Source organism: Gillisia xinjiangensis (assembly GCF_046298265.1).
Taxonomy (GTDB): domain Bacteria; phylum Bacteroidota; class Bacteroidia; order Flavobacteriales; family Flavobacteriaceae; genus Gillisia; species Gillisia xinjiangensis.
In genome coordinates this window covers 375,988-401,792 of the sequence record NZ_JBKAHK010000002.1, presented here as the reverse complement: position 1 = coordinate 401,792, position 25,805 = coordinate 375,988, and the positions used below count along the sequence as shown (strand labels likewise).

Annotated in this window: 20 protein-coding genes and 1 tRNA gene; 8 read left to right on the top strand and 13 right to left on the bottom strand. The window is 36.7% G+C overall.

Going from position 1 to position 25,805, the window contains the following annotated elements:
- Positions 1 to 17 precede the first annotated feature (17 nt).
- Positions 18 to 1,535, top strand: coding sequence for a glutamate--tRNA ligase (gene gltX, locus ACKGJN_RS02880; protein ID WP_409537921.1), 1,518 nt, complete (start codon positions 18 to 20; stop codon positions 1,533 to 1,535).
- Between the two features lie 33 nt (positions 1,536 to 1,568).
- Here the strand turns inward: gltX and ACKGJN_RS02875 are convergent, their stop codons facing one another.
- Positions 1,569 to 2,240, bottom strand: coding sequence for a hypothetical protein (locus ACKGJN_RS02875; RefSeq protein WP_409537920.1), 672 nt, complete (start codon positions 2,238 to 2,240; stop codon positions 1,569 to 1,571).
- A 73-nt stretch (positions 2,241 to 2,313) separates the two neighbouring features.
- Between ACKGJN_RS02875 and ACKGJN_RS02870 the strand changes: the two genes are divergently transcribed.
- The gene (locus ACKGJN_RS02870) at positions 2,314 to 3,294 is read left to right on the top strand and encodes an SPFH domain-containing protein (protein ID WP_409537919.1); all 981 of its coding nucleotides are present in this window, start codon (positions 2,314 to 2,316) and stop codon (positions 3,292 to 3,294) included.
- A gap of 452 nt (positions 3,295 to 3,746) precedes the next feature.
- Here the strand turns inward: ACKGJN_RS02870 and ACKGJN_RS02865 are convergent, their stop codons facing one another.
- From ACKGJN_RS02865 to ACKGJN_RS02850, 4 genes are all read right to left on the bottom strand, one after another.
- The gene (locus tag ACKGJN_RS02865; RefSeq protein WP_409537918.1) at positions 3,747 to 3,977 is read right to left on the bottom strand and encodes a DUF6327 family protein; all 231 of its coding nucleotides are present in this window, start codon (positions 3,975 to 3,977) and stop codon (positions 3,747 to 3,749) included.
- Positions 3,978 to 3,986: 9 nt separating this feature from the next.
- A complete protein-coding gene (locus tag ACKGJN_RS02860; RefSeq protein ID WP_409537917.1) occupies positions 3,987 to 4,337 on the bottom strand; it encodes a phage holin family protein in 351 nt (116 codons plus the stop codon).
- Positions 4,338 to 4,344: 7 nt separating this feature from the next.
- Positions 4,345 to 4,719: a YtxH domain-containing protein gene (locus tag ACKGJN_RS02855; protein ID WP_409537916.1), complete on the bottom strand. Its 375-nt coding sequence runs from the start codon at positions 4,717 to 4,719 to the stop codon at positions 4,345 to 4,347.
- Positions 4,720 to 4,862: 143 nt separating this feature from the next.
- Positions 4,863 to 6,542 carry a glutamine--tRNA ligase/YqeY domain fusion protein gene (locus ACKGJN_RS02850; protein ID WP_409537915.1) on the bottom strand — a complete coding sequence of 560 codons (1,680 nt, stop codon included), beginning with the start codon at positions 6,540 to 6,542 and terminating at the stop codon, positions 4,863 to 4,865.
- A 330-nt stretch (positions 6,543 to 6,872) separates the two neighbouring features.
- Between ACKGJN_RS02850 and folB the strand changes: the two genes are divergently transcribed.
- Positions 6,873 to 7,229, top strand: coding sequence for a dihydroneopterin aldolase (gene folB / locus ACKGJN_RS02845; protein ID WP_409537914.1), 357 nt, complete (start codon positions 6,873 to 6,875; stop codon positions 7,227 to 7,229).
- 51 nt (positions 7,230 to 7,280) lie between these two features.
- A tRNA-Cys gene (locus ACKGJN_RS02840) sits at positions 7,281 to 7,354 on the top strand.
- 109 nt (positions 7,355 to 7,463) lie between these two features.
- Here ACKGJN_RS02840 and ACKGJN_RS02835 read toward each other — a convergent pair.
- Entirely contained in the window at positions 7,464 to 8,204 is a 741-nt protein-coding gene (locus ACKGJN_RS02835; protein WP_409537913.1) for a LysE family translocator, read from the bottom strand.
- 154 nt (positions 8,205 to 8,358) lie between these two features.
- Positions 8,359 to 10,563 (bottom strand): ribonuclease R, encoded by a 2,205-nt coding sequence (rnr, locus tag ACKGJN_RS02830; protein ID WP_409537912.1) that lies wholly within the window; start codon positions 10,561 to 10,563, stop codon positions 8,359 to 8,361.
- A gap of 1,123 nt (positions 10,564 to 11,686) precedes the next feature.
- Here rnr and rpiB point away from each other — a divergent pair.
- Entirely contained in the window at positions 11,687 to 12,121 is a 435-nt protein-coding gene (rpiB, locus tag ACKGJN_RS02825; protein ID WP_409537911.1) for a ribose 5-phosphate isomerase B, read from the top strand.
- Positions 12,122 to 12,162: 41 nt separating this feature from the next.
- Positions 12,163 to 12,606 carry a GNAT family N-acetyltransferase gene (locus tag ACKGJN_RS02820; RefSeq protein WP_409537910.1) on the top strand — a complete coding sequence of 148 codons (444 nt, stop codon included), beginning with the start codon at positions 12,163 to 12,165 and terminating at the stop codon, positions 12,604 to 12,606.
- Between the two features lie 116 nt (positions 12,607 to 12,722).
- Here the strand turns inward: ACKGJN_RS02820 and ACKGJN_RS02815 are convergent, their stop codons facing one another.
- The 5 genes from ACKGJN_RS02815 to ACKGJN_RS02795 form a co-directional block, all read right to left on the bottom strand.
- A complete protein-coding gene (locus tag ACKGJN_RS02815) occupies positions 12,723 to 14,357 on the bottom strand; it encodes a S41 family peptidase (RefSeq protein ID WP_409537909.1) in 1,635 nt (544 codons plus the stop codon).
- Positions 14,338 to 14,730 (bottom strand): ribonuclease P protein component, encoded by a 393-nt coding sequence (gene rnpA / locus ACKGJN_RS02810; protein ID WP_409537908.1) that lies wholly within the window; start codon positions 14,728 to 14,730, stop codon positions 14,338 to 14,340. The genes ACKGJN_RS02815 and rnpA overlap by 20 nt, the downstream gene beginning before the upstream one ends.
- 114 nt (positions 14,731 to 14,844) lie before the next feature.
- A complete protein-coding gene (locus tag ACKGJN_RS02805; RefSeq protein ID WP_409537907.1) occupies positions 14,845 to 16,680 on the bottom strand; it encodes a M1 family metallopeptidase in 1,836 nt (611 codons plus the stop codon).
- Positions 16,681 to 16,683: 3 nt separating this feature from the next.
- Positions 16,684 to 18,363 (bottom strand): S8 family peptidase, encoded by a 1,680-nt coding sequence (locus tag ACKGJN_RS02800; RefSeq protein ID WP_409537906.1) that lies wholly within the window; start codon positions 18,361 to 18,363, stop codon positions 16,684 to 16,686.
- Between the two features lie 66 nt (positions 18,364 to 18,429).
- Positions 18,430 to 19,293, bottom strand: coding sequence for an MBL fold metallo-hydrolase (locus tag ACKGJN_RS02795; protein WP_409537905.1), 864 nt, complete (start codon positions 19,291 to 19,293; stop codon positions 18,430 to 18,432).
- A gap of 325 nt (positions 19,294 to 19,618) precedes the next feature.
- Between ACKGJN_RS02795 and ACKGJN_RS02790 the strand changes: the two genes are divergently transcribed.
- Together ACKGJN_RS02790 and ACKGJN_RS02785 are read left to right on the top strand one after the other, a co-directional pair.
- Positions 19,619 to 21,463, top strand: a complete 1,845-nt coding sequence (locus ACKGJN_RS02790; protein ID WP_409537904.1) for a cation:proton antiporter — start codon at positions 19,619 to 19,621, stop codon at positions 21,461 to 21,463.
- Positions 21,464 to 21,606: 143 nt separating this feature from the next.
- Positions 21,607 to 23,637, top strand: a complete 2,031-nt coding sequence (locus ACKGJN_RS02785) for a cation:proton antiporter (protein WP_409537903.1) — start codon at positions 21,607 to 21,609, stop codon at positions 23,635 to 23,637.
- 100 nt (positions 23,638 to 23,737) lie between these two features.
- On the opposite strand, the gene lepA is transcribed toward ACKGJN_RS02785, so the two are convergent.
- Positions 23,738 to 25,534: a translation elongation factor 4 gene (gene lepA / locus ACKGJN_RS02780; RefSeq protein WP_409537902.1), complete on the bottom strand. Its 1,797-nt coding sequence runs from the start codon at positions 25,532 to 25,534 to the stop codon at positions 23,738 to 23,740.
- Between the last annotated feature and the right edge of the window lie 271 nt (positions 25,535 to 25,805).

Here is a 25,805-nt window from a genome sequence, read left to right as displayed (position 1 = left end):
ATTTAAAATTCACAATTATGCCTGCTAAAGTACGCGTACGTTTTGCACCCAGTCCAACAGGACCTTTACATATAGGTGGTGTAAGAACAGCATTATATAATTATTTATTCGCAAAAAAACACAACGGAGATTTCCTTTTGAGGATAGAGGATACAGACCAAAACAGGTTTGTGGAAGGCGCCGAACAATATATTATTGATTCCCTGAATTGGTGTGGAATTCCTTATGATGAAGGCCCCGGGAAAGAAGGAGATTACGGCCCATATCGCCAAAGTGAGCGTGCACATTTATATAAAGAATATGCCGATAAATTGCTGGAATCCGGAAATGCCTATTATGCGTTTGATACTTCAGAAGCATTGGAAGAACATCGGAAGGATCATGAAGAAAAAGGGAAAACCTTCATTTATAACTGGCATAACCGACAAAAATTGAATAATTCCTTATCCCTTTCTGAAGATAAAGTAAGGGAAAACCTGGATGCAGAGGTTCCTTATGTAATTCGTTTCAAATCCCCGGAATCTGAAACCCTGGAGCTGTACGACGAAATTAGGGGGAATATGGAAATAGATACTGCTGTGTTGGATGATAAAGTGCTTTTTAAAAGTGATGGTTTACCAACCTATCATCTGGCAAATATTGTTGATGATCATTTGATGAAAATTTCACACGTGATTCGCGGTGAGGAATGGCTTCCTTCCCTTGCTTTACATGTCCTGATTTACCGGGCATTTGGATGGACAGCTCCAAAATTCGCCCATTTACCGCTTATTTTAAAACCTCAGGGAAAAGGAAAATTAAGCAAACGCGATGGAGATAAAATGGGCTTCCCTGTCTTTCCTTTGGAATGGAAAGATCCTAAAACAGGAGAGGTTTCAGCCGGATACCGCGAAGAAAACTACCTGCCGGAAGCTCTTGTAAATATGTTAAGTCTCCTTGGGTGGAATCCGGGTACCGAACAGGAATTTTTCATCCTGGAGGAATTGGTACAAGCTTTTGAAATTTCCAGGGTACATAAATCCGGGGCCAAATTTGATCCTGAAAAAACAAAATGGTTTCAACAGCACTATTTGCAACTGGAATCTGACTATGATCTAGCCAAGGAATTTCAAAGAATACTGGAATCCAAAGAGATATCATTTAACCTGACATACGTTATTGAAGTGGTAAACCTTTTAAAGGAACGTGCTGTTTTTGTGGACGATTTCTGGGAATTGGGAAGTTATTTCTTTGAGGCACCTAAAGAATTTGATGAGAAGGCAGCAAAAAAGGCCTGGAAAGAGGACAGTGCTGAGATCATGGAAAAACTTGCAGTGATTTTATCAAAAGTAGAAAATTTTGAGGTTGAAAAACTAAAGCATGACGTCAAATCCTGGATTGAATCAAGTGAAATTGGATTTGGAAAAGTGATGCAACCATTCAGGCTTTCGCTTGTTGGTGCAATGCAGGGTCCGGATGTTTTTGAAATTGCCGCCATGTTAGGAAAAGAAGAAACCCTGAAGCGAATTAATTACGCTGTAACCGCGCTTAAATAGATGATCACTATCCCCGGAGCAAGCCCTGGGGGGTTATAAATAAACTACAATTCCCGCTGTTGCTAAACCTAAATGACCATTTAGATTAGCAGCGCGGGAATCTTTATTTTCCAGTCCTTCAGAATTTAGTTTGCTGAAAATATTATTTACGCCGTATTGATATTGAATCCATAATTTAACATCCCTGAAACCCGCCGAAATATTTCCGGCAACATTAAAGTTAACCCTGGAAATCTCTTCCAGATCCTCAGCCTGAAGATCGTAGCCTTCTATAAAATAATTTTCAAATTCCTTTTCAGGTTTCCATTTGCTGTTTATTTGAAGCACAGGACCCGCTTCAAAGCTTAAATGTTCTCCAATGATCTTGTGGCCTCCAAAAAGGTTTAATTGAACCCCTGTAGCTTTAAAATTAGCAACTATGGATTGAGAAGCCTGTGTTTCCATGATATTTATTCCTGTTTTGAATTCATAGAAATTAATCCCGTAGATAATGATGAAATTATTATAAACAGCGGCACGGGTAGTTAGTCCAACCATATATCCTGCTTTTTCAGAAGTATTAAAATCATCGCTATTAAATCCTCCATAGTTGATCCCAGCCTGTATCCCAAGCCGGTTGTAGGAGTCTCCATACCTGTTTTGTGCCTGTATACAAAGAGTACAAATCATAAGCATACTCACTATAAATAAGGTTAAATTTCGCATATTTTAAAAATTTTTAATAATCTAAAGTAGGTCAATTATTAGTATATTATGCATCTAAATTATACTAAACACTATGCTTGCAACAATTCTTATTCCCATTGTTCTTGTTTTTGCACTAATTATCCTGTTTTCAGGAATATTTACCGTGAAACAACAAACTTCAGCTCTTATAGAGCGATTCGGAAAATTCAGAAGTATCAGAAATTCGGGTTTACATTTTAAAGTTCCTATTATAGACCAAATAGCGGGACGCATTAATTTAAAAGTTCAGCAACTGGATGTTCTGGTAGAAACCAAGACCAAGGATGATGTGTTTGTAAAACTAAAAATTTCTGTGCAGTTCCAGGTTATGAAAACAAATGTTTATGATGCCTTCTATAAACTGGAAAATCCCAATGACCAGATCACCTCTTATGTCTTTGATGTTGTGCGGGCTGAAGTTCCAAAAATGAAACTGGATGATGTTTTTGAACGAAAGGATGACATTGCAAATGCGGTGAAAAGGGAATTAAATCAAGCTATGCAGGACTATGGATATGATATTATAAAAACCCTGGTTACAGATATAGACCCCGATGCGCAGGTAAAATCGGCGATGAACAGGATAAATGCTGCTGAAAGGGAAAAGGTAGCTGCAGAATACGTAGCGGAGGCTGAACGTATCAAAATAGTGGCTAAAGCCCGCGCGGAAGCAGAAAGCAAGCGATTACAGGGACAGGGAATCGCAGATCAGCGACGGGAGATCGCAAGAGGTTTGGAAGAAAGTGTAGATGTTTTAAATAAAGTAGGAATTAATTCTCAGGAAGCTTCGGCTTTAATTGTTGTAACCCAACATTATGACACCCTGCAGGCTATTGGAGAGCAAACCAACAGCAATCTCATTCTACTCCCCAATTCCCCACAGGCAGGAAGCGATATGCTAAATAATATGATCGCTTCTTTTACCGCATCCAACCAGATTGGAGAAGCTATGAAGCAAAAAAATGCTGAAAATTTATACCTTCAGAATAAAAAAAAGGAACGAAAGGATAGGAATTCAGGAACGGAAGAATAATTAAGAGAAATAGAAAATCACGTTATTATATTATTCAGTATCAGTAATGTCCGATAAAGAGCCAGGATCGTTCCACCTTCTGCGTAACTGCAAGAACCAAGATAAAAGACCTGATTTTAATTAACGGATAAACATTTAGTCATGATTTCTGTTTTTTTTAAAACACTTTATTATCGATATAATTGAAAAATTCAGAAAAATAAGGTTTGTTAAATCAAAAACCTCGGGGCAAGCCCAGCCTGAACGACTCGTGCAGGCCTCGTGGAATTAAACCCTCAATGAGGGATTAAAAATACCATTGGATAGCTAAATGAATGTGTGGTTTCTGCTTTCACAAAAAATGTTTAACGGTCAACAATCATTCAGTATCAATCTCAAATTGAAAAAAGGATAAAGTCATCGAAATTTCGATGACTTTATCCTTTAAAAATCCCAAGTGTTGGAATTAAAATTTAACGCGTTGAAGTAATTACTTTCTTTACACCAAATATTTTTGCAACAGCTTTTAAAACCAGGGCCTTTTGAATTACAGAGCTCGCCATACTTGCAATAAGGGAAAACGGAGACATGTTATCCTTAGTAAGTTCATAACTTAATTTTATCTCCTCCTTATCTATTTGTGTTTGTAATTTTAGAATCTTCAGATCTCTTTCTATTTCATCAAATGAACTGTACTCTTTCATAGCATAAAATTAATCGTTAAAGAAAGTTCTGGAGGATTTAAGAAGGATGATCTTCCGGATGTAATGCTTCCCAAATACCCATATAAAAATAAGTATGAGCAAATAAAAGCCTCCTACAATATAGTATCCTGCACTGGGTATCCCTAATGCTTCTCCAATTGTAATTGCAACGGCAATGGATAAAAATAAAAGTACAATAAGGCATATAAAACCAATCAACATCATATTAACAAGGAAGATTGCTCCTCTTATTATTTTCTTGTATAAGTCCAACTTATAATATTCGGCACTGCTGTGTGCGAGTGCGCGAATATTATCATTAAGATCTTGAATACTATTGGTTAGTTTTTCAAAAGCCATACTAAACTTATATTATAGCTCTATCCGGAATGTCTGAAGCGGAATCTGATTTAACGTCTTTTTTTAATTTGGCGTTTTGTTTTCTAAGATCCTCAAGTTTAGATTCCATTGCTTCCAGGATTTCATCAGCTTTATAGCTGGCTGAAGATAAAGTTTCCTCAAGGCGGGATTCAAAATCTTTACGGGCTTTTTTAGCCTTTGAGCTTAAATTAGAGGAAGTTTCCTTATATTTTTTATTAAATTCTTCCTGCGCTTTTTTGGTTTCTTTACTTATTTTTTTACGGGTTTCATCTCCACTTTCCGGAGCATATAACAACCCAACAGCTGCACCAATAGCGGCACCTGTTATCAACGCTAATAAGGTATTTCCTGTATTTGCCATAATTATTTTTTGATTTAATTGATTATTTATTGCACAAAATTAACTTAAAACTAAGGTTTCCTCTGTTAATAACCGGTTAATATGTAAACTTCCTTTCCCAAAATATTCTTAAATGGCCTTTAAAACCTTGATTTCCGCCAGTATTACTGGTTTTGTTTTCCCCAGGAATCGCGTAAGGCAACGGTTCTGTTAAAAACAAGTTTGTCTTCAGTAGTATCCTTATCCACATTAAAATATCCAATTCGCTGAAACTGGAATTTTTCTGAAACACCGGCTCCTTTTAACCCAGGTTCAACATATCCATTCACGATTTGTAAGGAATCCGGATTGATAAATTCCAAATAACTCTTTTCCTTATCCGTATCTGGAGATTCCTCATTAAATAAGCGATCGTAAAGCCGTATCTCTGCTTGAACTGCGTGCTTTACAGAAACCCAGTGTAAAGTCCCTTTAACCTTCCTTAAAGCTTCCTCGGTACCACTTCCACTTTTACTTTTGGAATCATACGTACAATGAATTTCAAGGATCTCTCCGTTTTCATCTTTTATAACCTTCTCCCCTTTTATAATATATGCGCTTTTAAGCCTTACCTCTTTGCCAATGCTAAGCCTGAAAAATTTCCGGTTGGCTTCTTCTTTAAAATCTTCCCTTTCTATATAAAGTTCTTTTGAAAAAGGAATTTCCCTTGTACCTGCCGATTCATCTTCAGGGTTGTTTTCGGTTTCAAGCCACTCTTCCTTTCCATCCTTATAATTGGTAATCACCAATTTAACAGGCTCTAAAACACCCATAACACGAGGTGCAATTTTATTCAAATCCTCGCGTATGCAAAACTCAAGCAGCGATACATCAATAATATTATCACGTTTTGCCACTCCAATGGTTTCGGCAAATTTCCTGATGGAAGCCGGTGTATATCCCCTTCTTCGCAATCCAGATATGGTAGGCATTCGGGGATCGTCCCAGGAAGAAACTAATTTATTATTCACCAATTCTGCAAGTTTGCGTTTACTCATCACCGTATAACTCAAATTTAAACGGGCAAATTCGGTTTGTTTTGGGTTTAATTGATCCTTGGTATCAATCACCCCTAAAAACCAATTATAAAGCTCCCTGTGCATCACAAATTCAAGTGTACAAAAGGAATGTGAAACCTGTTCTATAAAATCACTTTGGCCATGTGCCCAGTCGTACATAGGATAGATCATCCAGTCGTTTCCTGTACGGTGGTGGTTTTTATGTAAACTCCTGTACATTACAGGGTCACGCATTAGCATATTTTTAGAGGCCATATCTATTTTAGCCCGAAGTACATGCGCTCCTTCTTCGGTTTCTCCATTCTTCATCTTTTCAAAAAGATCCAGATTTTCTTCGACCGACCTGGACCTAAACGGACTATGGATCCCGGGCTGCGTTGGAGTTCCCTTTTGTTCTGCCATAACTGCGGAAGTCTGACTATCTACATAAGCATATCCATCCTTTATCATTTGAACAGACCAATCATATAACTGTTGAAAATAATCGGAAGCATAGCATTCTTTTTCCCATTTAAAACCAAGCCATAAAATGTCTTCTTTGATGGAGTCCACGAACTCCTGTTCTTCTTTGATTGGATTGGTATCATCAAACCGAAGATTTACCGGAGCACCATACTTCACTCCTAATCCAAAATTCAAACAAATGGATTTTGCGTGTCCAATATGTAAATAACCATTAGGTTCCGGAGGAAAACGAAATTTCAATTGTTCCCTGGAATAATTTTCCTTAAGATCTTCTTCTATAATTTGCTCAATAAAATTGAGGGGTTTTTTTACTTCAGTCATAATAATTCTGGATAAAAAATAGGTGGCAAAGTTATCAAAAATTCGCTCGGGAATACCAATCAATTACCTTGAAGCAAGCTAAAGAAACAAGTTAAAGAATAAAACAACCTTAATTCCAATAAATTCTTCCAGTAAATCAAGGTTAATCCTCCATTGAGGCTTTAATTCCCCGAGGCCTGCCCGATTGGTTCAGGCGGGCTTGGTTCGAATTTTTAAAAGTATTTTTCCAATTCATACTTCGTGGCCACGCCCCGGGATTTTGATTAAAACTGAAAAAATGAATTTTATAGAACATATTAGGTTGCGGGGTTCTACATTTGTAAAAAAAGTGTGGGAACCATCAAATTAAAAAACATAAGAACCTTCTCGAATCACGGTTGTTTGGAAGAAGAAGGGAAAATAGGAAGCGATTACCGCGTAGACCTTACGGTACACGGTGATTTGTCTCTTTCGGCTAAAACTGATTCTTTAGTAGATACGATCGATTATGTTCATCTTAACAAAATAGTAAAAGAGGAGATGGCGATTCGTTCTAAATTATTGGAAACTGTTGCCGAACGTATTCTTGTAAGGACTTTAGCAGAATTGAATCTTATAAAAAAAGTAAAGGTCTGTGTATCAAAAATAAACCCTCCAATTGATGGGGATGTAGAAATGGTAAGTGTGTGCAGAACTAAATCCCGCTAGTTTTTTGTTCAGTAAATAGAAAATTTTGTTACATTTGCCAACCAAATTAATGGCATCGTGGCCGAGTGGCTAGGCAGAGCTCTGCAAAAGCTCGTACAGCGGTTCGAATCCGCTCGATGCCTCCAAAAGCTTCCTTTTCAGGAAGCTTTTTTTATGTTTTATAATCTAATAATTCTCAATATTATGAATTCCTCAGGCTTGTCAAGTTTTCTTCAGCCTAAACGAAGAAAGAAATTATCCTTTCTTCTGAAAAAAGTAAATTTTGGAATCTTTAGGGAGTAATGAAACGACGTTTTCAGGATGGATAATATCAATTCGTTCCTGTAACTTCTCTGCCCTCTTAGGAAAAACACCCCGAATAATTAATATTATCCCGAAAATTATCATTAAAATACTGATGCCTTTCTTCATTAAGTATATTCGGTTAGGTGTCAATTTCCTGTTTAATTTTTTAGCCAGGAGGATTTTAACAATATCTATTACAAGGTAAGTGATAAGAATAGTTCCGAAAAATACCGAAATCCTGTTTGTTTCCATATTGAGCGTAGGACCAAAAACGATAATCAATCCAAGCCAGAATCCCAATACACCAATATTTATAAAATTTAGGAGAAAACCTTTGGCTGCCATACCAAAAAAATCGCTTCTGTTTAATTTTCTTACTTCAGGGATTTCATCTTCAAGTGGAAGTGCTTTTTTAGTTTGTATAAACGACATTAAACCGTAAGTGGCAAGGATCATTCCTCCAAAAATATACAATGCAGGATCGTTTTTTAAGCTTGAAAGTAATTTTGAAGTACTGAGATATGCTATAAAGAGAAAAACAATATCGGCTAAAATTACGCCTAAATCAAAGGAAAATGCAGCTCTGAATCCTTTAATTGCCGCTGTTTCCAACAAAACAAAAAATACGGGTCCAAGTAAAAAAGCCAAGAAAATTCCCAGAGGTATGGCGGCCAAAATATCTTGAATCATACACAAATGTGATTTCTACAAAGATAAGGTTTTAGAATATATATTTTGGAGTTCCTCCAAAGCATGCCTTCCTACCAATTATTTATGGATTTCCATCCTATAAATATTTTTAGCCTGCACCCAGTTAATTATTTCTGAATTGGAAAATTATAAATTATTCCTTTTCTACACTTTTTCTACTTCCAACTAAATTGAAATCCAAGTGTCTTTTTACCAAATCGGCATTTTTTACACTTACATACACTTCGTCTCCAAGAGTATATTTATTTTTGGTTTTTCTTCCAACTATGGCATATTGTTCCTCGTCAAATTCATAATGATCGTCCCTAATATCCCTAAGTCTAACCATTCCTTCGCATTTATTGGCTTCAATCTCCACATAAATACCCCATTCTGTAACTCCTGAAATAACTCCTAAAAATTCTTCTTCCTGGTGATCCAGCATAAATTTAACCTGCATGAACTTTATGGAATCCCTTTCAGCACTGGTAGAAAGGCTTTCCATATCACTGCTATGCTTACATTTTTCCTCGTATTCCTCTTCTTTGGCAGATGGTTTATTATCCAGGTATTCCTGAAGCAACCTATGCGTCATCACATCCGGATATCTTCTTATAGGGGATGTAAAATGAGAATAATGATCGAATGCCAAACCGTAATGTCCTATATTCTTAGTGCTGTAGTATGCCTTACTCATCGTCCTGATGGTAAGGGTATCTACCATATTTTGCTCTTTTTTACCCTGTACATCGCTCAACAGCGTATTAAGAGAATTAGCGATGGATTTTTTATCCTTTAAATCTATTTTATATCCAAATTTCGAAATAACCGTTTGCAGGGAATTAAGTTTAGACTCATCCGGTTCATCGTGACATCGATATACGAAGGTCTTTTTTGGTGTTTGTTTTCCAATAAACTCTGCCACTTTTTTATTGGCCAAAAGCATAAATTCTTCAATAAGCTTATTGGCTTCAGCTGAAGTTTTAAAATATACTCCAATAGGCTCATTGTTTTCGCTTAACTGAAATTTCACTTCCACCTTATCAAAAGAAATTGCACCTTCTTTCATCCTTCTATCGCGCATTGTCATAGCGAGATCGTTCATTGTTGTAATCGCAGAAACCACATCATCATTCACCGTATAACCGCTTTCCTGAATGGAAATTTCATCCGGAATCACAGCCTGATTTGTTTCAATGATATATTGTGCCTCTTCGTAGGCAAATCTATAATCGGAGTTTGTAACCGTCCTTCCAAACCATTGATCTATTACATGGCCTTTGGTATCTATTTCAAAAATGGCAGAAAAAGTATACTTTTCCTCATTAGGCCTTAATGAACATGCGTTGTTGGAAAGTACTTCCGGCAACATAGGAACCACGCGGTCTACAAGATATATCGAGGTTGCCCGTTCATAGGCCTCATCATCTAAAACTGTTCCAGGTAGCAGGTAATGAGAAACATCGGCTATATGTATTCCAATGTTGTAATTTCCATTTTTTAGAGCCTCAAAACTTAATGCATCATCAAAATCCTTAGCATCCTGCGGATCGATAGTGAAAGTAAGCGTATCCCTTAAATCCCTTCTTTTTTTGATTTCAGATTCCTTTATAGAAGTATCAATACCATTGGCAAAATCTTCTATTTCCTTGGGAAATTCATGCGGTAATCCATATTGTGCTAAAATGGAATGCATTTCAGTTTGGTGCTCGCCTGGTTTACCAAGAACTTCTTTTACTCTTCCAAAAGGAGAATCAGCCTTTTCAGGCCATTCTTCAAGGATAACAACCACTTTATCACCATCCTGGGCATCCAGTATCTTATTTTTTTGAACAAAAATATCGGTATACATCTTTGGATCTCCAATAGCAACAAAACCAAAATTCTCCTTCAGTTGGAGAATTCCCACAAATTCCGTACGTTTTCGGTTAAGGATTTTTACTACTTCCCCCTCCGATTTCCTTTTGTTTCGTTTATTGTAAATATAAATTTCTACTTCATCCCCGTTTAGTGCTTTGTTCAACGCATTTTGAGGTATAAAAACATCGTCCTCCAGTTCCTCTACCACAACATAACCAAAACCTTTGGTGGTCATATCAAGTATACCTGAATAATATTCCAGGTTTGCTTCAATCTTGAATTTTCCCCTGTCTTCTTCCTTAATTTGCTTTTTTGCCGCAAGCTGCGCCAGCACTCTTATAATTTTATTTCTTGATCCAGGATCATCTACACCAAGTTTTGCAGCAATTTGTTTATAGTTAAAAGCGTTTTCAGGTGATTTTCTTAAGATATCCAGAATGGTTTTTGAAAAATTATCCTTGCCTCCGGATGTATGCGATTTACTCTTTTTCTTCTTCATAAATTTAAATAAAGCATAAAATTACAGCTATTATGTGACTTTAGATTAATAAGCCGCTAAAGATTTGTTAAGTATGTTTTAAAGGTTAAACCCTATAAACAAAAGGACTCCTTTGATTAACAAATAGTTAAGAAAATATTTTTTGGTTAAATCATTTGTTTTTTATTAAAAGTTTCTTAAATTCATATTCCCATTCCCCAATAAAATCCCCCATCTAATTCCCCAGATTTTTTAAAAAACGTTATGGTTTTGAGTAAGTCCTCTAAAATATCATTGTTGTTTTTTCTTATTTTCCTTCTGGGGTTAATAGGAGTAACTGTTCTTGTAAATAAAACTTTGAATAAAAAATCGTTTACAGAAATTCAGGTAACAATCTATTCAAAGCAAAATAGTTTACTTAATAAAACTACCAAAATTTATTTTGAATAAAATATTATTTTTTCATTTAAAGCCTATTAAACCAAGTGAAATAAGAACTATGTGAATATACATAGCCTGAATTATTATTTTTTATAATATTAAAATGGCTTTTGCTTAAGTATCATATACTTGGTTTTAACTAAAAAGTTTTAAATCCTTTCATTAATTTTATCTCATAGAAACTATAGTTGTTAACATAAATAATATATATTTCATTTTTCTTCTTTTACTAAAATTAAAACTGATGCTTATTATAGCTTGTTAATTTGTAGCATAACTTTTTTGAATTAAAATTGGATTTCTCATTACGAACAATTGATTTCAACTTGTTAACATAACTATAAAGACCCAACTTCTTGATTTTGACTTATTTTTAAGGTTTTCTTAACAATGGTTAACAAAATCTTGTTAATATAAAAATGTGAAAATTAATTTTGTTTTGGTTGTTCACAATGCCATTTTTAGTGCTCATAAGTTGTCTAAAAATTGCAGAGTTATAATTTGCTTTTAAGGGTTAATTTTTTCTATTCTAATTCTCATCCACTTATCCAAATTTCGTTGTTAGATTCTAACTAAAGGTTATCCACAATTTAACGATATTTCCAAAGTCTTTAAAATAAAGGAAGTACAGTTAGTAATTAACAATCAAAATAATTTAAGTTAACAAGCCATTTTTTACCTTTGCTTAACTAAAAACATAACTATGACCATCTCAATTGGAAACGATCACGCAGGAACCGAATATAAACATGCTATAATGGCCTATCTGGAATCTAAAGAAATAGATGTTGTTAATTATGGGACGGACTCTGAAGAAAGTGTAGATTATCCGGATTTTGTTCATCCTGTGGCCAATGATGTTGAAAACGGGAAAGTGGATCTTGGAATAATTATTTGTGGAAGCGGAAATGGAGCTTCTATGACTGCAAATAAACACCAGGGAATTCGTTGTGCTTTGTGTTGGACTACTGAAATAGCTAAACTTGCACGACAACATAATGATGCTAATATATTAAGTATTCCTTCCAGGTTTGTCTCGCAAACTCAGGCGATTGATATGGTTGATATTTTCCTAAATACCAATTTTGAAGGAGGTAGGCATCAAAACAGGGTAGCAAAAATTCCATTTGAAAAATAAAAAATTTCCGTATCCAATCATCTCAATTTAATTGCTTTTGAATGAATATTAAAATAAAAACATTTCAGGAACTTGAACTAGAGGAACTCTATAAAATCTTACAGCTAAGATCTGAGGTTTTTGTTGTAGAACAGGATTGCGTTTACCAGGATATAGACGGAAAAGACAGCAAGGCTATCCATGTGATGGGTTTTGAAGGAGATGAGCTTGTTGCCTATACGCGCTGTTTTAAACCGGGATATTATTTTGAGGAAGCATCTATTGGCAGAGTGATTGTAAAATCTAACTTCAGAAAATATGGATTTGGCCACGACATACTCAAAGCTTCCATCGACCTTATAAAAAACCAATACCAGACTAAAAACATAAAACTTTCCGCGCAAAAATATTTAATAAAGTTCTATGAAACCCACGGTTTTATTCAATTAGGGGAAGGATATCTGGAAGATGGTATTCCACATATTGCAATGATAAAAGGTTCCTGAGTGGAACCTTTATCATTTATAAAATCAGTAATGTCTGGTAAAGAGCCAAAATTGTTCCGTCTTTTGCGTAACTGCAAGAACCAGGTATGGTTTATAAATAAGGTGAATGAAGTGTATTATTTTAAAATAGATTTATAACGCTGTTGATTATTAAGAATAGCCCTGGCTTCAAGAATTTCAGGATTATGCTTTACATAATATTTATACAATCCTTCCTGATAGAAATATCTTTTAATAATTTCATCGGTTAATAAACTTACCAACTCTGGTTTTTTAGCATCGAGTTCTTCTTTTTTAGCCGCTTCTATTTCAAGCGTTATCTCCTTATAATTCTGAATGGTTTCCTCTTCAAAACCCTCATTTTTAGCTGTGATCATAGCTTTATCGAGTTCCATTTCGGTCCTTGTTTGGTAGCTAAACCCGGTTTTGTTCAGATGTTCTTTAAATTCATTATAATCTGCATCGCTAAACCGAAAACTTTCGGGATTTTCCAGTTTATGAGAATAATAATACGTTGTAGCAAAATCAAAAAGTGCATTGCTGGCCAGCAGTGCATTGGTTATTGCACTATATTCTGAAGTCTTTAATGTTACATCGGGAAGAATTCCACCACCGTCAAAAACACTTCTTCCGTTTTTGGTTTTAAACTCATTATAATCCTCTGTTCTGGTCCTTACTGCATTTCCCTTGGTATCCCTATCCCTGTAATCCAATGCCTGAATACATCTTCCACTGGGTGTATAATAGCGGGAAATCGTTAATTTTAACTGAGTTCCGTATGCAAGTTCTTTAGGTCGCTGTACCAGTCCTTTTCCAAAACTCCTGGCACCTACAACTACCCCGCGGTCCAGATCCTGAATTGCCCCGGCAACAATTTCACTTGCAGATGCGCTTCGTCCATTTACCAGAACAGTTAATGGAATTTTAGTATTGATAGGCTCATTGGGCGTGAAATATTCTTTATTGTATTTCTCTATAACAGATTTTGTAGAAGTGATTAATTGACCTTTATCAAGAAAAATATTGGAAACCAAAATAGCTTCACTCAGCAAACCCCCGGGATTACCACGTAAATCAAGAATAATTTTAGTTGCCCCCTGACTTTCGAGATCTTTGAGGGCTTTAATTGTTTCGTTGGATGCATTTTCATTAAACCTGCTTAAAACGATATATCCTGTTTTGTCTTCCAGCAATTGATAATGAGGAACCGCTTTAAGGGCCACTGTTCCTCTTGTTAATGTTGTGGACTGGGTTTTCCCCTGCCTAAGGTAGGTGAGGGTAATTTGCGAATTTGGAGCACCGTTGAGCAGTTTTCCGGCATCTTCCTTGAAATCCTTCACCGCAATTCCATCTATTTGTATTATTTCATCTCCGGGCTTTAAACCGGCTTTATCTGCCGGAAAATCTTTGTAGGTTTCAATGATGGTAAACCTGTCCTCCCTTATCCTTACAGCCGCTCCTATGCCTTGATATTCGCCTGCAGTATTCATTCTTGCTGCTTCCACATCCTGTTCATTCCAGTAATTTGTATAGGGATCCAGATCTTCAAGCATTGCTTTTATGGCGGTATCCATCAAATCTGCAGGGTTGGTTTCATCTACATAATTCATGTTCAGCTCCTTGAACAGGGTTGTAAAGATCTCCAGTTGTTTTGCGATTGCAAAAAAATCAGATTTAAAACCGGTTGTTCCAATAAGAACTGCAATTCCAAGAACCGCAATTCCAATTGTTTTAATTATTGATTTTTTCATGAGATGCCTCCTTTTCTTTTAATTTTTCCAAAATCTGGATCAAACACGTATTTATTTGATGATAATCAAATTTTTTAGCGGTGGTATAAACAAACATCATCGCGTATTTTTGATCTGGATTGCTTTCTACAAGATATTTATTTTTTCTGAAAGCCTCACGCATTAATCTCTTAAAATAATTGCGGTCTACAGCTCTTTTAAAATTGCGTTTAGGAACAGAAACCCCTGTTTTACAGGTTTTTAATCCAGTTTCTTTCAGGGGTAGATAAATGAGTTTTAAAGGGAAATTTTTTATGGATTTTCCTTCTGAAAACAAGCGGTCTATAAGTATTTTGCTTTTCAGTTTTTCTGAAGAAGGAAACTTTTCATTCATCGTTGAATTATTAGAGGGCTAAATTAAAAAAATCCGCTTTGGGAATTCCCAAAACGGATCTTTCTTTTTATGTATGCTTATTAGAAAGACGTTCTAATTTTTTGCAATCAACCTTTATTCCTGCTCAAAAACATTGTTTTCACGATTGATATCGGCCATCATCTGGGAATCATCAATAATGATTTTGCTTATTTCCGCTTTAGGTTTATTCAATTTCAATGTATAGGTAGGATATGCCCAGGCCCAATCGTCTGCAACTATCCGTTTAGTAGTATTCTGGGCTGGTTTTTGCCAACGCATCATTCTTAATGGAATGTAAACCAATTCCTCTGTTCCGTCTTTGTAGACCACTTTTAGATCTACAGGCATCGGCATCAGGCCAATTCTTTCAAAAGTTACGGTAGTTGTTTCATTTTCACCTTCCGCAACCTCTTTTATTGAGTAGTCTATGGTATTGGTGGTTTGGGTCCAATCGGTTAAATACCAGTCCAGTTCAGCTCCGGAAACTTTTTCAGCAATCCTTATAAAATCATTTGGTGTAGGGTGTTTAAATTTCCATTCTTCGTAATAACGATTTATTGTTTTCTGAAGGTTTTCTTGTCCAATAACATATCCAAGCTGAGAAAGGAATATAGCTCCTTTTGAATAGGCACTTGTTCCATAAGCAGCATTTACTGCATACCTGTCTGAATGGGTAGACTGTGGCTGCTCAATTCCAGAGGTAGCCAATCTTGTATAACCTCGGTAGGTTCCCTCTAATGGATTTTCCTTTCCTTCCTCCATAACCTCATTCATTGCAAGATTGGAGATATAAGAAGTAAATCCTTCATCCATCCATTCGTGCTTGCTTTCGTTGTTGGCCAGCAAATGCTGAAACCAAGCGTGGGCCAGTTCATGTGCGGTTACTCCTACCAAACTTCCAAAAGTACGTTCTCCGGTTATAAGGGTAAGCATCGCATATTCCATTCCACCGTCACCACCCTGGATAACAGAATACTGATCCCATGGATATTCCCCGATGTGTTCATTAAAATACAGCAATAAAGCTTCTGTTTTAGGCTGAAGATTTTTCCAATTTTCTTTTATATCAGGGTTGTTTTTATAAAGAAAATGCAGCACTGTTCCATCTGCAGCGGTTCTTTTATCGTGAATATATTCAGGATCGGCAGCCCAGGCAAAGTCGTGCACCATTGGCGCTATAAAATGCCAGGTGAGTTTTTTACCACCGGGACGGTTTACTTTCGTACCTGCTTCTTCGTACCCATAACCTATTTCCTGCGGATTTTGTAAATATCCGGTTGCACCCATAATATAGCTTTTATCGATGCTGATCTTTACATCAAAATCTCCCCATACACCGTGGAATTCTCTTCCTAAATAAGGATCGGCGTGCCATCCTTCAAAATCATATTCAGCTATTTTAGGATACCACTGGGTCATTGAAAGGGCAACTCCTTCAGAACTATTTCTTCCGGAACGACGAATTTGAACAGGCACCTGTCCTGTAAATTCCATGTTAAAAGTTGTCTTTTCTCCAGGAAGTATCGGGTTTTCAAGTGCTACTTCAAGTACAGTTCCAACCTCTTTATAAGTTAAGGTTGTTCCGTTTTGAGTAAGCGAATTTATCTTTAAAAACCCTTGTTCGGTTTCAGATAATTTTGAAATACGATCTCCTACCCTGCTATCTGGATCTGCAATAGTTCTGGATCTTACATCCATTTCACTTCCAGGCTGGAAGGCATTAAAAAACAAGTGGTAAAATACGCGGTTTAAGGTATCCGGGGAGTTATTTGTATAAACCAACTCCTGAGTACCTGTATATTGGTAGTTATCAACATTCATATCTACTTCCATTGTGTAATCAACCTGTTGTTGCCAATAAGAAGTATTGTTTTGGGCAGAGGCCCAGAATCCGGATAAAAATGTAAGCGTTATTAAAATTCTCTTCATAATTTACTGTTTTGAAACTTTATCTGCTAAAATTAATGCGTTATATAAATTAACCATATTTCCTGAAACGGAAAGATCCTTGAATTTTTTCTGAATTTTTCCTTCTCCCACGAGCACGGTAGCATTGGTGGAAATACCACTATTCATAATTACCTGTTTAACCTGATTTGCGGTTAATTTTGGATAAAATGACCTGATAATTGCAGCTACACCTGAAACAGCCGGAGCAGCCATTGAAGTTCCCTGTAAATACTCGTAGGTATTATTGGGAGTGGTGGACCAAATTTTTACTCCGGGTGCAAATACATCCACATTGGTTTTACCATAATTTGAAAATCCTGCTATAAGGCCAGATCCGTATTCATAATTAAGGGCTCCAATACTTAAAACATTATCTGATATTTCATTAGGGGCACCAGGATGTTGATCATTTGGATATACCCTTTTGGTTTCAAGATCCAAACCTTCATTTCCGGATGCATTCACGATCAAAACATCGTTTTCAGCTGCGTAGATGATAGCATCGGTTACCCATTCCGGATTTGGAGAAAAATATTTCCCAAAACTGGTATTTATTATTTTGGCACCGTTATCTACGGCATAACGTATGGCCAGGGCAATATCTTTATCGTATTCATCTCCATCGGGAACGGCTCGTAAAACCATTATTTTCACATTATTTGCAACCCCGTTTATTCCAATGTTATTATTTCTTTTTGCAGCAATCGTTCCAGCTACGTGTGTACCATGTTTAATGTCTTCCTTATCTTTTGAAGGACCTGAAACCTGGTTATTCCCGTATTTTGTATCGGTAATATCATAGGGATCATCCCCTACTACTGCCCTACCATCCAGCTGAAAGTTGAAATGTGAATCCAACCGCTCTGAAAAATAGGTAAGGCCTTCTTCCAGTAATTTTAAGGCTTCCGGAATGCTTTCATTCACATTATTCTGGATTTGCATTAACATGCCTTTATAATTTTTCATCTGGTCTGTATCAGCAGGCATTGCCGATAATTCCTTTTTGGAATAATCCTCTTTTCCCAGTTTTGAAGATACAGCAGCATGTGCAGGAACCAATTGTTGTTTTATTTGTTGGTATTGATCCCGGGATTGAAGGGTTTCATTATACTCTTTTTCATATTCGGCCTTAGCGCGTTGATAAAGGGCAAATTCTTCCCTGTTTGCAGTGCTTATAGAACTGGCAGGTTTATTATCATAGCTTGGTTTTAAACGTTTGTAAATACGGGTGTATTCCATATTTTCTTTTACAGCATCTCCTAAAAAGTTCCAGCCGTGAATATCATCTATGTACCCGTTGTTGTCATCATCTTTTCCATTGTTGGGAATTTCATCTTTATTGATCCAAACAACACTTTTTAGATCTTCATGGGTGATATCAACTCCACTGTCTATTACAGCAACAATTACCGAAGTTCCTGTTTTGTTTTTAATAATTTCCTCATACGCCTTATTGATGCTCATTCCTGGGATTGTATCGGTGGAAAGGTCTGCTTCACCCCAATATTTTAGTTGAGAATCGGTTAAAGGGACAATCTTTAAAGGAAGTTCATCTATATTTTCAATGGGAGTGGAAAGAATTGAAGGGGATGTGCTGCTACATCCGGCTAAGGATAAGACCAAACTTGTAATAAGCAGGGGTTTGAAAAATGGTATTTGCATATAATTATTATTTGTTAAATTTAAGCGATATCTATCGAATTAAATAAGCCTGATATAGGAATTAGATTAATCAAAAAGTTCGTTAAAGGTAAAGGTTTCATCCAGCCTAACACCTTTTTCGGTGTGTTTTACGGTTATTATTTGATTGTGCGCATCGTGTTCAAGAAACAGATAAAAACCTTCATCTGCAGCGGTATTCAAAAACAACTCTTTTTCAGATAAAGTTATTAGCGGCCGGGTATCATAACCCATTACATACGGCAAAGGAATATGTCCTGCGGTAGGAAGCAAATCTGCCATAAAAGCGATGGTTTTTCCTTTATATTCTATTTTTGGGATCATTTGTTTATCGGTATGCCCATCTGCAAAAAACACACCAAAACCTAAATTTGGTAAATTTGTGAATTGTTGAGAAGAATCTTTTTCTATAAAATGAAGTCTTCCGCTTTGATTTATAGGGATAATATTTTCCTTTAAAAAGGAGGCCTTCTCCCTGGCATTGGGTTCGGTTGCCCATAACCAGTGATCCTTGTTACTCCAAAAACGCGCATTTTTAAATGCAGGTTCATAGCCTGTTCTATCTTTATTCCATTGAATGCAGCCGCCACAATGATCAAAATGGAGATGAGTTAAAAAAACATCGGTGATATCGTCTCGGTGAAAACCATATTTTTTTAGGGATTTGTCTATAGATTCGTCTCCCCAAAGATTATAGTACCCATAAAATTTGTCGCTTTGCTTATCCCCCATTCCTGTGTCGATAAGGGTTAATTTATCTCCGTCTTCTATCAATAAACAGCGCGCGGCCATATCGATTAAATTGGATTCATCTGATGGATTTGTGCGATTCCAGATTGTTTTTGGAACTACGCCGAACATCGCTCCTCCATCCAGCTTAAAGTTTCCTGCTTCTATTGGGTATAATTTCATGAAAAATGGATTTTTTTTAATCCCCAGGTGTCCTCACGCAATTTCCGGCGGGATTTCATAAGGGTTTTGAGTGCTTCTTCCTTTTACATACCTTGTGAGCATGCTTCAGGGTAATTCATTACATCCGCAAATTACTAAAACCATTAGACATTTATTAAAACTTTAGAATCTACCGGGAATATTTAACATACATTTTCAATATTGGAAATTTCGTTTTTTCAAAAGCTTAACTTGCCTGAACTTAAATCCCTGAAGTTTTATAATAAACATTAATTTTACGGCGATTTTAATTGTTTTTTAAAATGCCAATCAAAAAATTTATAGAATGCTAGAGCTTGCAGGATTAATTATACTTGGAATATTGGCTCAATGGCTGGCCTGGAAAACCAAAACGCCAGCAATTTTACCCCTTATTTTAATAGGACTTTTTGTAGGTCCCTTTTCAACGCTTATTTCTGAAGACGGAACTAAATGGCTGGAACCCATATGGAATGGAACAGAGGGTTTATTTCCGGGAGAAAGTCTGTTTTATTTTGTCTCCCTGGCAATATCAATAATTTTATTTGAAGGTGGGCTTACTCTTAAAAAAAGTGAAGTGGGCCATATTGGGCCTGTTATTATAAAACTTATTAGTGTAGGAGTAGCGGTTACATTTTTTGGTGCGGGTCTGGCCGCACACTTTATTTTGGGATTAACCTGGCAAATTTCCTTCCTCTTTTCAGCCCTCATAATTGTAACAGGCCCTACCGTTATTTCTCCTATTTTAAGAAATATCCCGCTTAAAACACACGTTTCTTCCATCCTTAAATGGGAAGGAATTTTAATTGATCCAATTGGAGCACTTATTGCAGTTTTGGTATTCGAATTTATTAGGGTTGAAGGTGGGCAGGATTTTACCGAAACTGCCCTTATTGAGTTTGGAAAAATACTTTTATTCGGGTTTACCTTTGGATATGCATTTGCCAATGTTCTTGCCTATTTGATCAAAAAAAATGTGATCCCCCATTATTTGCTTAATGTTTTTATTCTGGCAACAGTACTTGGGGTATTTGTACTGGCAGATATTTTTGCTCATGAGAGCGGATTATTGGCCGTAGTGATCATGGGAATGGTTATGGGTAATAAACAATTGCCCAATATCAAGGAACTCTTGTATTTTAAAGAATCCCTTAGCGTTCTTTTGGTTTCCATTTTATTTATCCTACTGGCTGCAAATATTGAAATCGAGGAACTGGAACTAATCTTCAACTGGAATTCCCTGATATTGTTTGGAGTGGTTATATTGTTAGTAAGGCCATTTGGAGTGATATTGAGTTCTATAAACTCCGGACTTAAAATAAATGAAATAGCATTTATAAGTTGGGTTGGCCCGCGTGGAATTGTGGCCGCCGGTATAGCCTCTTTATTTGGACTTAGACTTGTAAAAGAAGGGGTTCCTGGTGCAGAATATATCACCCCGCTTGTATTCATGATGGTTTTGGGCTCTGTATTGCTAAATGCCACTACCGCACGGTTATTTGCCAAATTGGTGGGTGTGTTTGTTAAGAATTCGGAAGGGATATTAATAATTGGTGCCTCTTCTATTTCCAGACTAATTGCAAAATATCTTCAGGATAATAAAAGGCACGTGGTACTGGTTGACAGTAATAATGATAACATTAAAAAATCCAAGAGAATGGGGCTGGATGCCATTGAGGGAAGTGTTTATGCCGATGATCTTTTGAATAATATAGAATTAAATGATATTGGATACCTGATGTCCATGACAGGAAATAGTGACATCAATAAAACTGCTATTACCAGGTTTAAAAAGCAATTTGGGGAAAAGGGATCCTACCGTTTGATTTCTTCGGATGAGATGAATGATCCTGAAACTAATCCATCCGAAGGTCTTTTTTCTCATACCGACGATTATATAAAACTCACCGAAATATCACGAAAGTACCCTACAATTCATGAAATACCTCTTAACAGTTTACAACATTATGAAGGCTTGATCGAGATATCTAAAACCGATCCTCATATCGTACCCTTATTTATTAAAGGAGTAAAGGGCGAACTTAAAATCATCCCTTCAAATAACTCAGAAATTGAAATACAGGAAGGTTCAAAGCTGGTTTATCTTGGAAAACAAATTCAAAAAGAAGAAAATGTAGATGAAAAGGTGTGATCTATATTTTATGAATAATTTGTCAAAATTTTGATAATTCACTGCTAAATTTGTCTTTACAATTCTTTTTTTTTACGCTAAATAATTTTTTTATTCAGAATAAATTCCACCAGGCATTATAATAACACTACTAAGGTTTTCAGATGGATGAATTTTCAGAAATTTTATATCACGAATTTGAATTGCCTTTTAGCAATCCCGTGCTGGTTTTTTCCCTTATTCTTATAATAATTCTGGTTTCCCCAATATTATTCAGAAGGCTTAATATACCGGGAATAATCGTATTGATTATTTCAGGTATTTTTATTGGCCCTTTTGGGGTTGGTCTTTTAGAGCAAAATGCAGCTATCGATCTATTCTCAAAAATAGGCCTGCTGTATATTATGTTTATTGCCGGGTTGGAACTCGATATGAATCAGTTTAAAATCAATCGGAATAAAAGCTTTCTTTTTGGTTTATTCACCTTTTCACTGCCCCTTGCTATAGGATTTCCAGTATGTTTTTATTTTTTGGGATACGATTTTAACGCCAGTTTTCTTACTGCCAGTATGTTTGCAACTCACACGCTTATCGCTTATCCTATTGTTAGTAAATTGGGAGTTTCCAAGGACGAGGCTGTGGCAATTACCGTTGGGGGTACTATTTTAACCGATACCGCCGTGCTTATAATCCTGGCCGTGATTATGGGAAATGCCCAGGAAGGTGGTTTAACATTGGATTTCTGGATACGACTCCTAATCTCACTCACGATTTTTTGTTTGATCATGTTTTTTGCAGTACCAAAAATTGCTAAATGGTTTTTCACCAAACTTGAAAAAGAGAAACACTCCCATTATATTTTCGTGCTTACCGTGATGTTTTTAGCTGCTTTTTTAGCTGAACTGGCGGGGGTAGAGGACATTATTGGAGCCTTTTTGGCAGGATTGGCCCTTAACAGATTAATTCCACATTCCTCTGCACTTATGAACAGAATCGAATTTATGGGGAACTCCCTTTTTATTCCGTTTTTCCTTATCAGCGTAGGCATGATGGTAGATATAAGCGTGATTTTTGGAGGATATATGGCCATAGTCATCGCAATTACACTTTCTGTAGTTGCGGTTTTAGGGAAATGGCTTGCTGCATTTTTCACCCAATACGTATTTAAATATACCGCTTCACAACGCAAAGTGATCTTTGGCTTAAGCAGTGGGCATGCAGCCGCTACCCTGGCAGTAATTATTGTTGGTTATAATGCCGGAATAATTGATATCAACATCCTAAACGGAACGATTATACTTATTCTTATTACTTCAATTGTGTCAACTTTAGCAACTGAAAATGCCGCAAAAAGTATGGTTTCTGAAGCTAAAGAAACAAATCCGGAGGAGATCAAAAAATCTGAAAGTTATAAAATGGAAAGTATCTTACTTCCATTGGCCAATATGGTAAATCTTGAAAAATTATTGGAATTTTCAATTCTTATAAAAGACAAAAGCTCTACAAATCCGGTTTCTATTCTTACCGTTGTTCCCAACGACGAGGAAGCAGAACTAAATATTGCCCAGGCAAAAACAAAACTGGAGGAATATATAAAGCAAGCTTCAGCTACCGAAACTGCAGTAAATGTAACCGCCACTATAGATCAGGATATCGCCAATGGAATTTCCAGAAAGTCCAAGGAACTTATCGCCGATTTTATTGTGATGGGATGGCCTACAAGCTCCGGCAAAGATAAAGTGATAGGTGAAAAAATGCGCAGTATAATAGACAATACCACCAAAACCATATTTCTTTGCCAGAGCGATAAACCCTGGGCCACACATCAAAAAATTATTCTTGCCGTTCCCGAAAGATCCGAAGATATGGTGGGATTTGAGCTTTGGGTGAAAAAGGTCATTAAAATTTCAGCGGAGTTAAGCGTACCCATAGTTGTTAACTGCACGAAAAAAACCCAAAAAGCTATAGAGGAACTTGTAGATGATTTAAATTTACGAGCTCCATTCGAATTTAACGAATTTAATGATTGGGAAGACTTTTTAATACTTTCCAAAAATGTCCAACCGGAAGACATTATTATGCTTATTACCGCAAGAAAAGGCAGCGTGGCCTATCAGCCGGTTCTCGATAAAATCCCGATAAAAATGGAAACCTATTTTGAGGAAAATGCCAAGATTATGATTTTTCCACAATAAATCTTTTTTAATAAAATAGAAACCCCCTCAGGTTTTAAAATCTGTGGGGGTTTTGTATTCCCTCATTGAGGGTATGCTTTTTGTCTATTTGGAGTATTCCTTAATCATTCAATTTTAAAACGGCCATAAATGCTTCCTGCGGAATTTCAACATTTCCAACCAGCCTCATACGTTTTTTACCCTTTTTCTGCTTTTCCAGAAGCTTTCTTTTCCGGGAAATATCCCCTCCGTAACATTTAGCAGTAACATCTTTCCTAAGCGCCTTAACGGTTTCCCTGGAAATAATTTTAGCGCCAATTGCTGCCTGTATTGGAATATCAAATTGTTGTCTTGGGATTAATTGCCTTAGTTTTTCACACATTTTTTTACCAATGTCATAAGCATTATCCACGTGAAGCAGGGCTGAAAGTGCATCTACAACGCTTCCGTTAAGCAGGATATCAACTTTTACCAATTTTGAAGCTCTCATTCCAATTGGGGAATAATCAAAAGAAGCATAGCCTTTGGATACGGTTTTTAACCGGTCGTAAAAGTCGAAAACTATTTCTGCCAGCGGCATATCAAAATTAAGTTCAACCCGTTCCGGGGTTAAATAGGTCTGGTTTGTGATTTGTCCACGTTTTTCAATACATAAGGACATCACAGGACCTACAAAATCTGATTTTGTGATAATGCTGGCCTTTATATAAGGCTCTTCCACCCGCGCAAGGCTGGAAGGCTCCGGAAGATCTGTAGGATTATTAACAAGGATTACCTGGTTAGGATTTTTATGGGTAAAGGCGTGATAAGAAACGTTGGGAACCGTAGTGATCACGGTCATGTCAAATTCGCGCTCCAGCCTTTCCTGAATGATTTCAAGGTGTAACATTCCCAAAAATCCGCATCGGAATCCAAAACCAAGTGCCGCAGAACTTTCAGGAATAAAAACAAGCGACGCATCGTTCAGCTGTAATTTTTCCATGGAGGAACGCAAATCTTCAAATTCTTCAGTATCTACAGGATAAATACCTGCAAAAACCATCGGTTTCACGTCTTCAAAACCTGAAACAGCCTCGGTGGTGGGATTTTTTGCATCGGTAATGGTATCACCTACTTTTATTTCCCGGGCATCTTTAATCCCCGTGATAAGATAGCCTACATCTCCGGCTTTAACTTCCTGACGCGGAAATTGTTTTAACCGAAGCGTTCCAACCTCATCTGCAAAATAATTTTTATCTGTAGCCACAAATTTAATTTGCTGGCCTTTTTTTATAGATCCGTTAAATACACGGAAATAGGTCTCAACTCCTCTAAAGGGATTGTAAACAGAATCAAATACCAATGCCCTTAAAGGTGCATCAGGTTTTCCTGTGGGAGGTGGAATACGCTCAATAATAGCTGAAAGGATCTCTTCAATACCAATTCCGGATTTCGCGCTTGCAGGAATAACGTCGTCTTTATTGCAACCAAGCAATTCCACGATATCATCTGTAACCACCTCGGGATTTGCACTTGGAAGATCTATTTTATTCAAAACCGGAATAATTTCAAGATCGTTTTCAAGGGCAAGATAAAGGTTGGAAATGGTTTGTGCCTGGATGCTTTGGGCAGCATCCACAACTAGTAAAGCACCCTCACAAGCCGCGATGGACCGGGATACCTCATAGGAAAAATCCACATGTCCCGGGGTATCTATTAAGTTTAGAATATACTCTTCGCCTTTGTAGGTATAATTCATCTGGATCGCGTGGCTCTTTATCGTGATCCCGCGTTCGCGCTCAAGATCCATGCTGTCCAGCAATTGCTCTTGTTTTTCACGGTCGGTAACAGTGCCGGTGAAATCCAGCAATCTGTCTGCCAGGGTGCTTTTACCGTGGTCAATATGAGCAATTATACAAAAGTTACGTATGTTCTTCATCTGTCATTTTCAAAGTGAGTGGCCCTTAAACAGCGCCATAAATTTTATGGCTACAAATATAGTTTTTTTATAGGTCTTGGATTAAGATATTCTTCCGGACATTTCTGCGGTTACTGGTTGGGTGCTAAATACTGATTGAAGAAGAAAAAGTAAATGATCAGCAAACATTTATTTTAGAAAAAAGTTCTTCAGGAGTGCTCCCTCTGAAACATTAAAATTTAAACTTTTGATTTGAGCATTTCCGTTACTGTTTTTATTAGTGGGCGGCGGC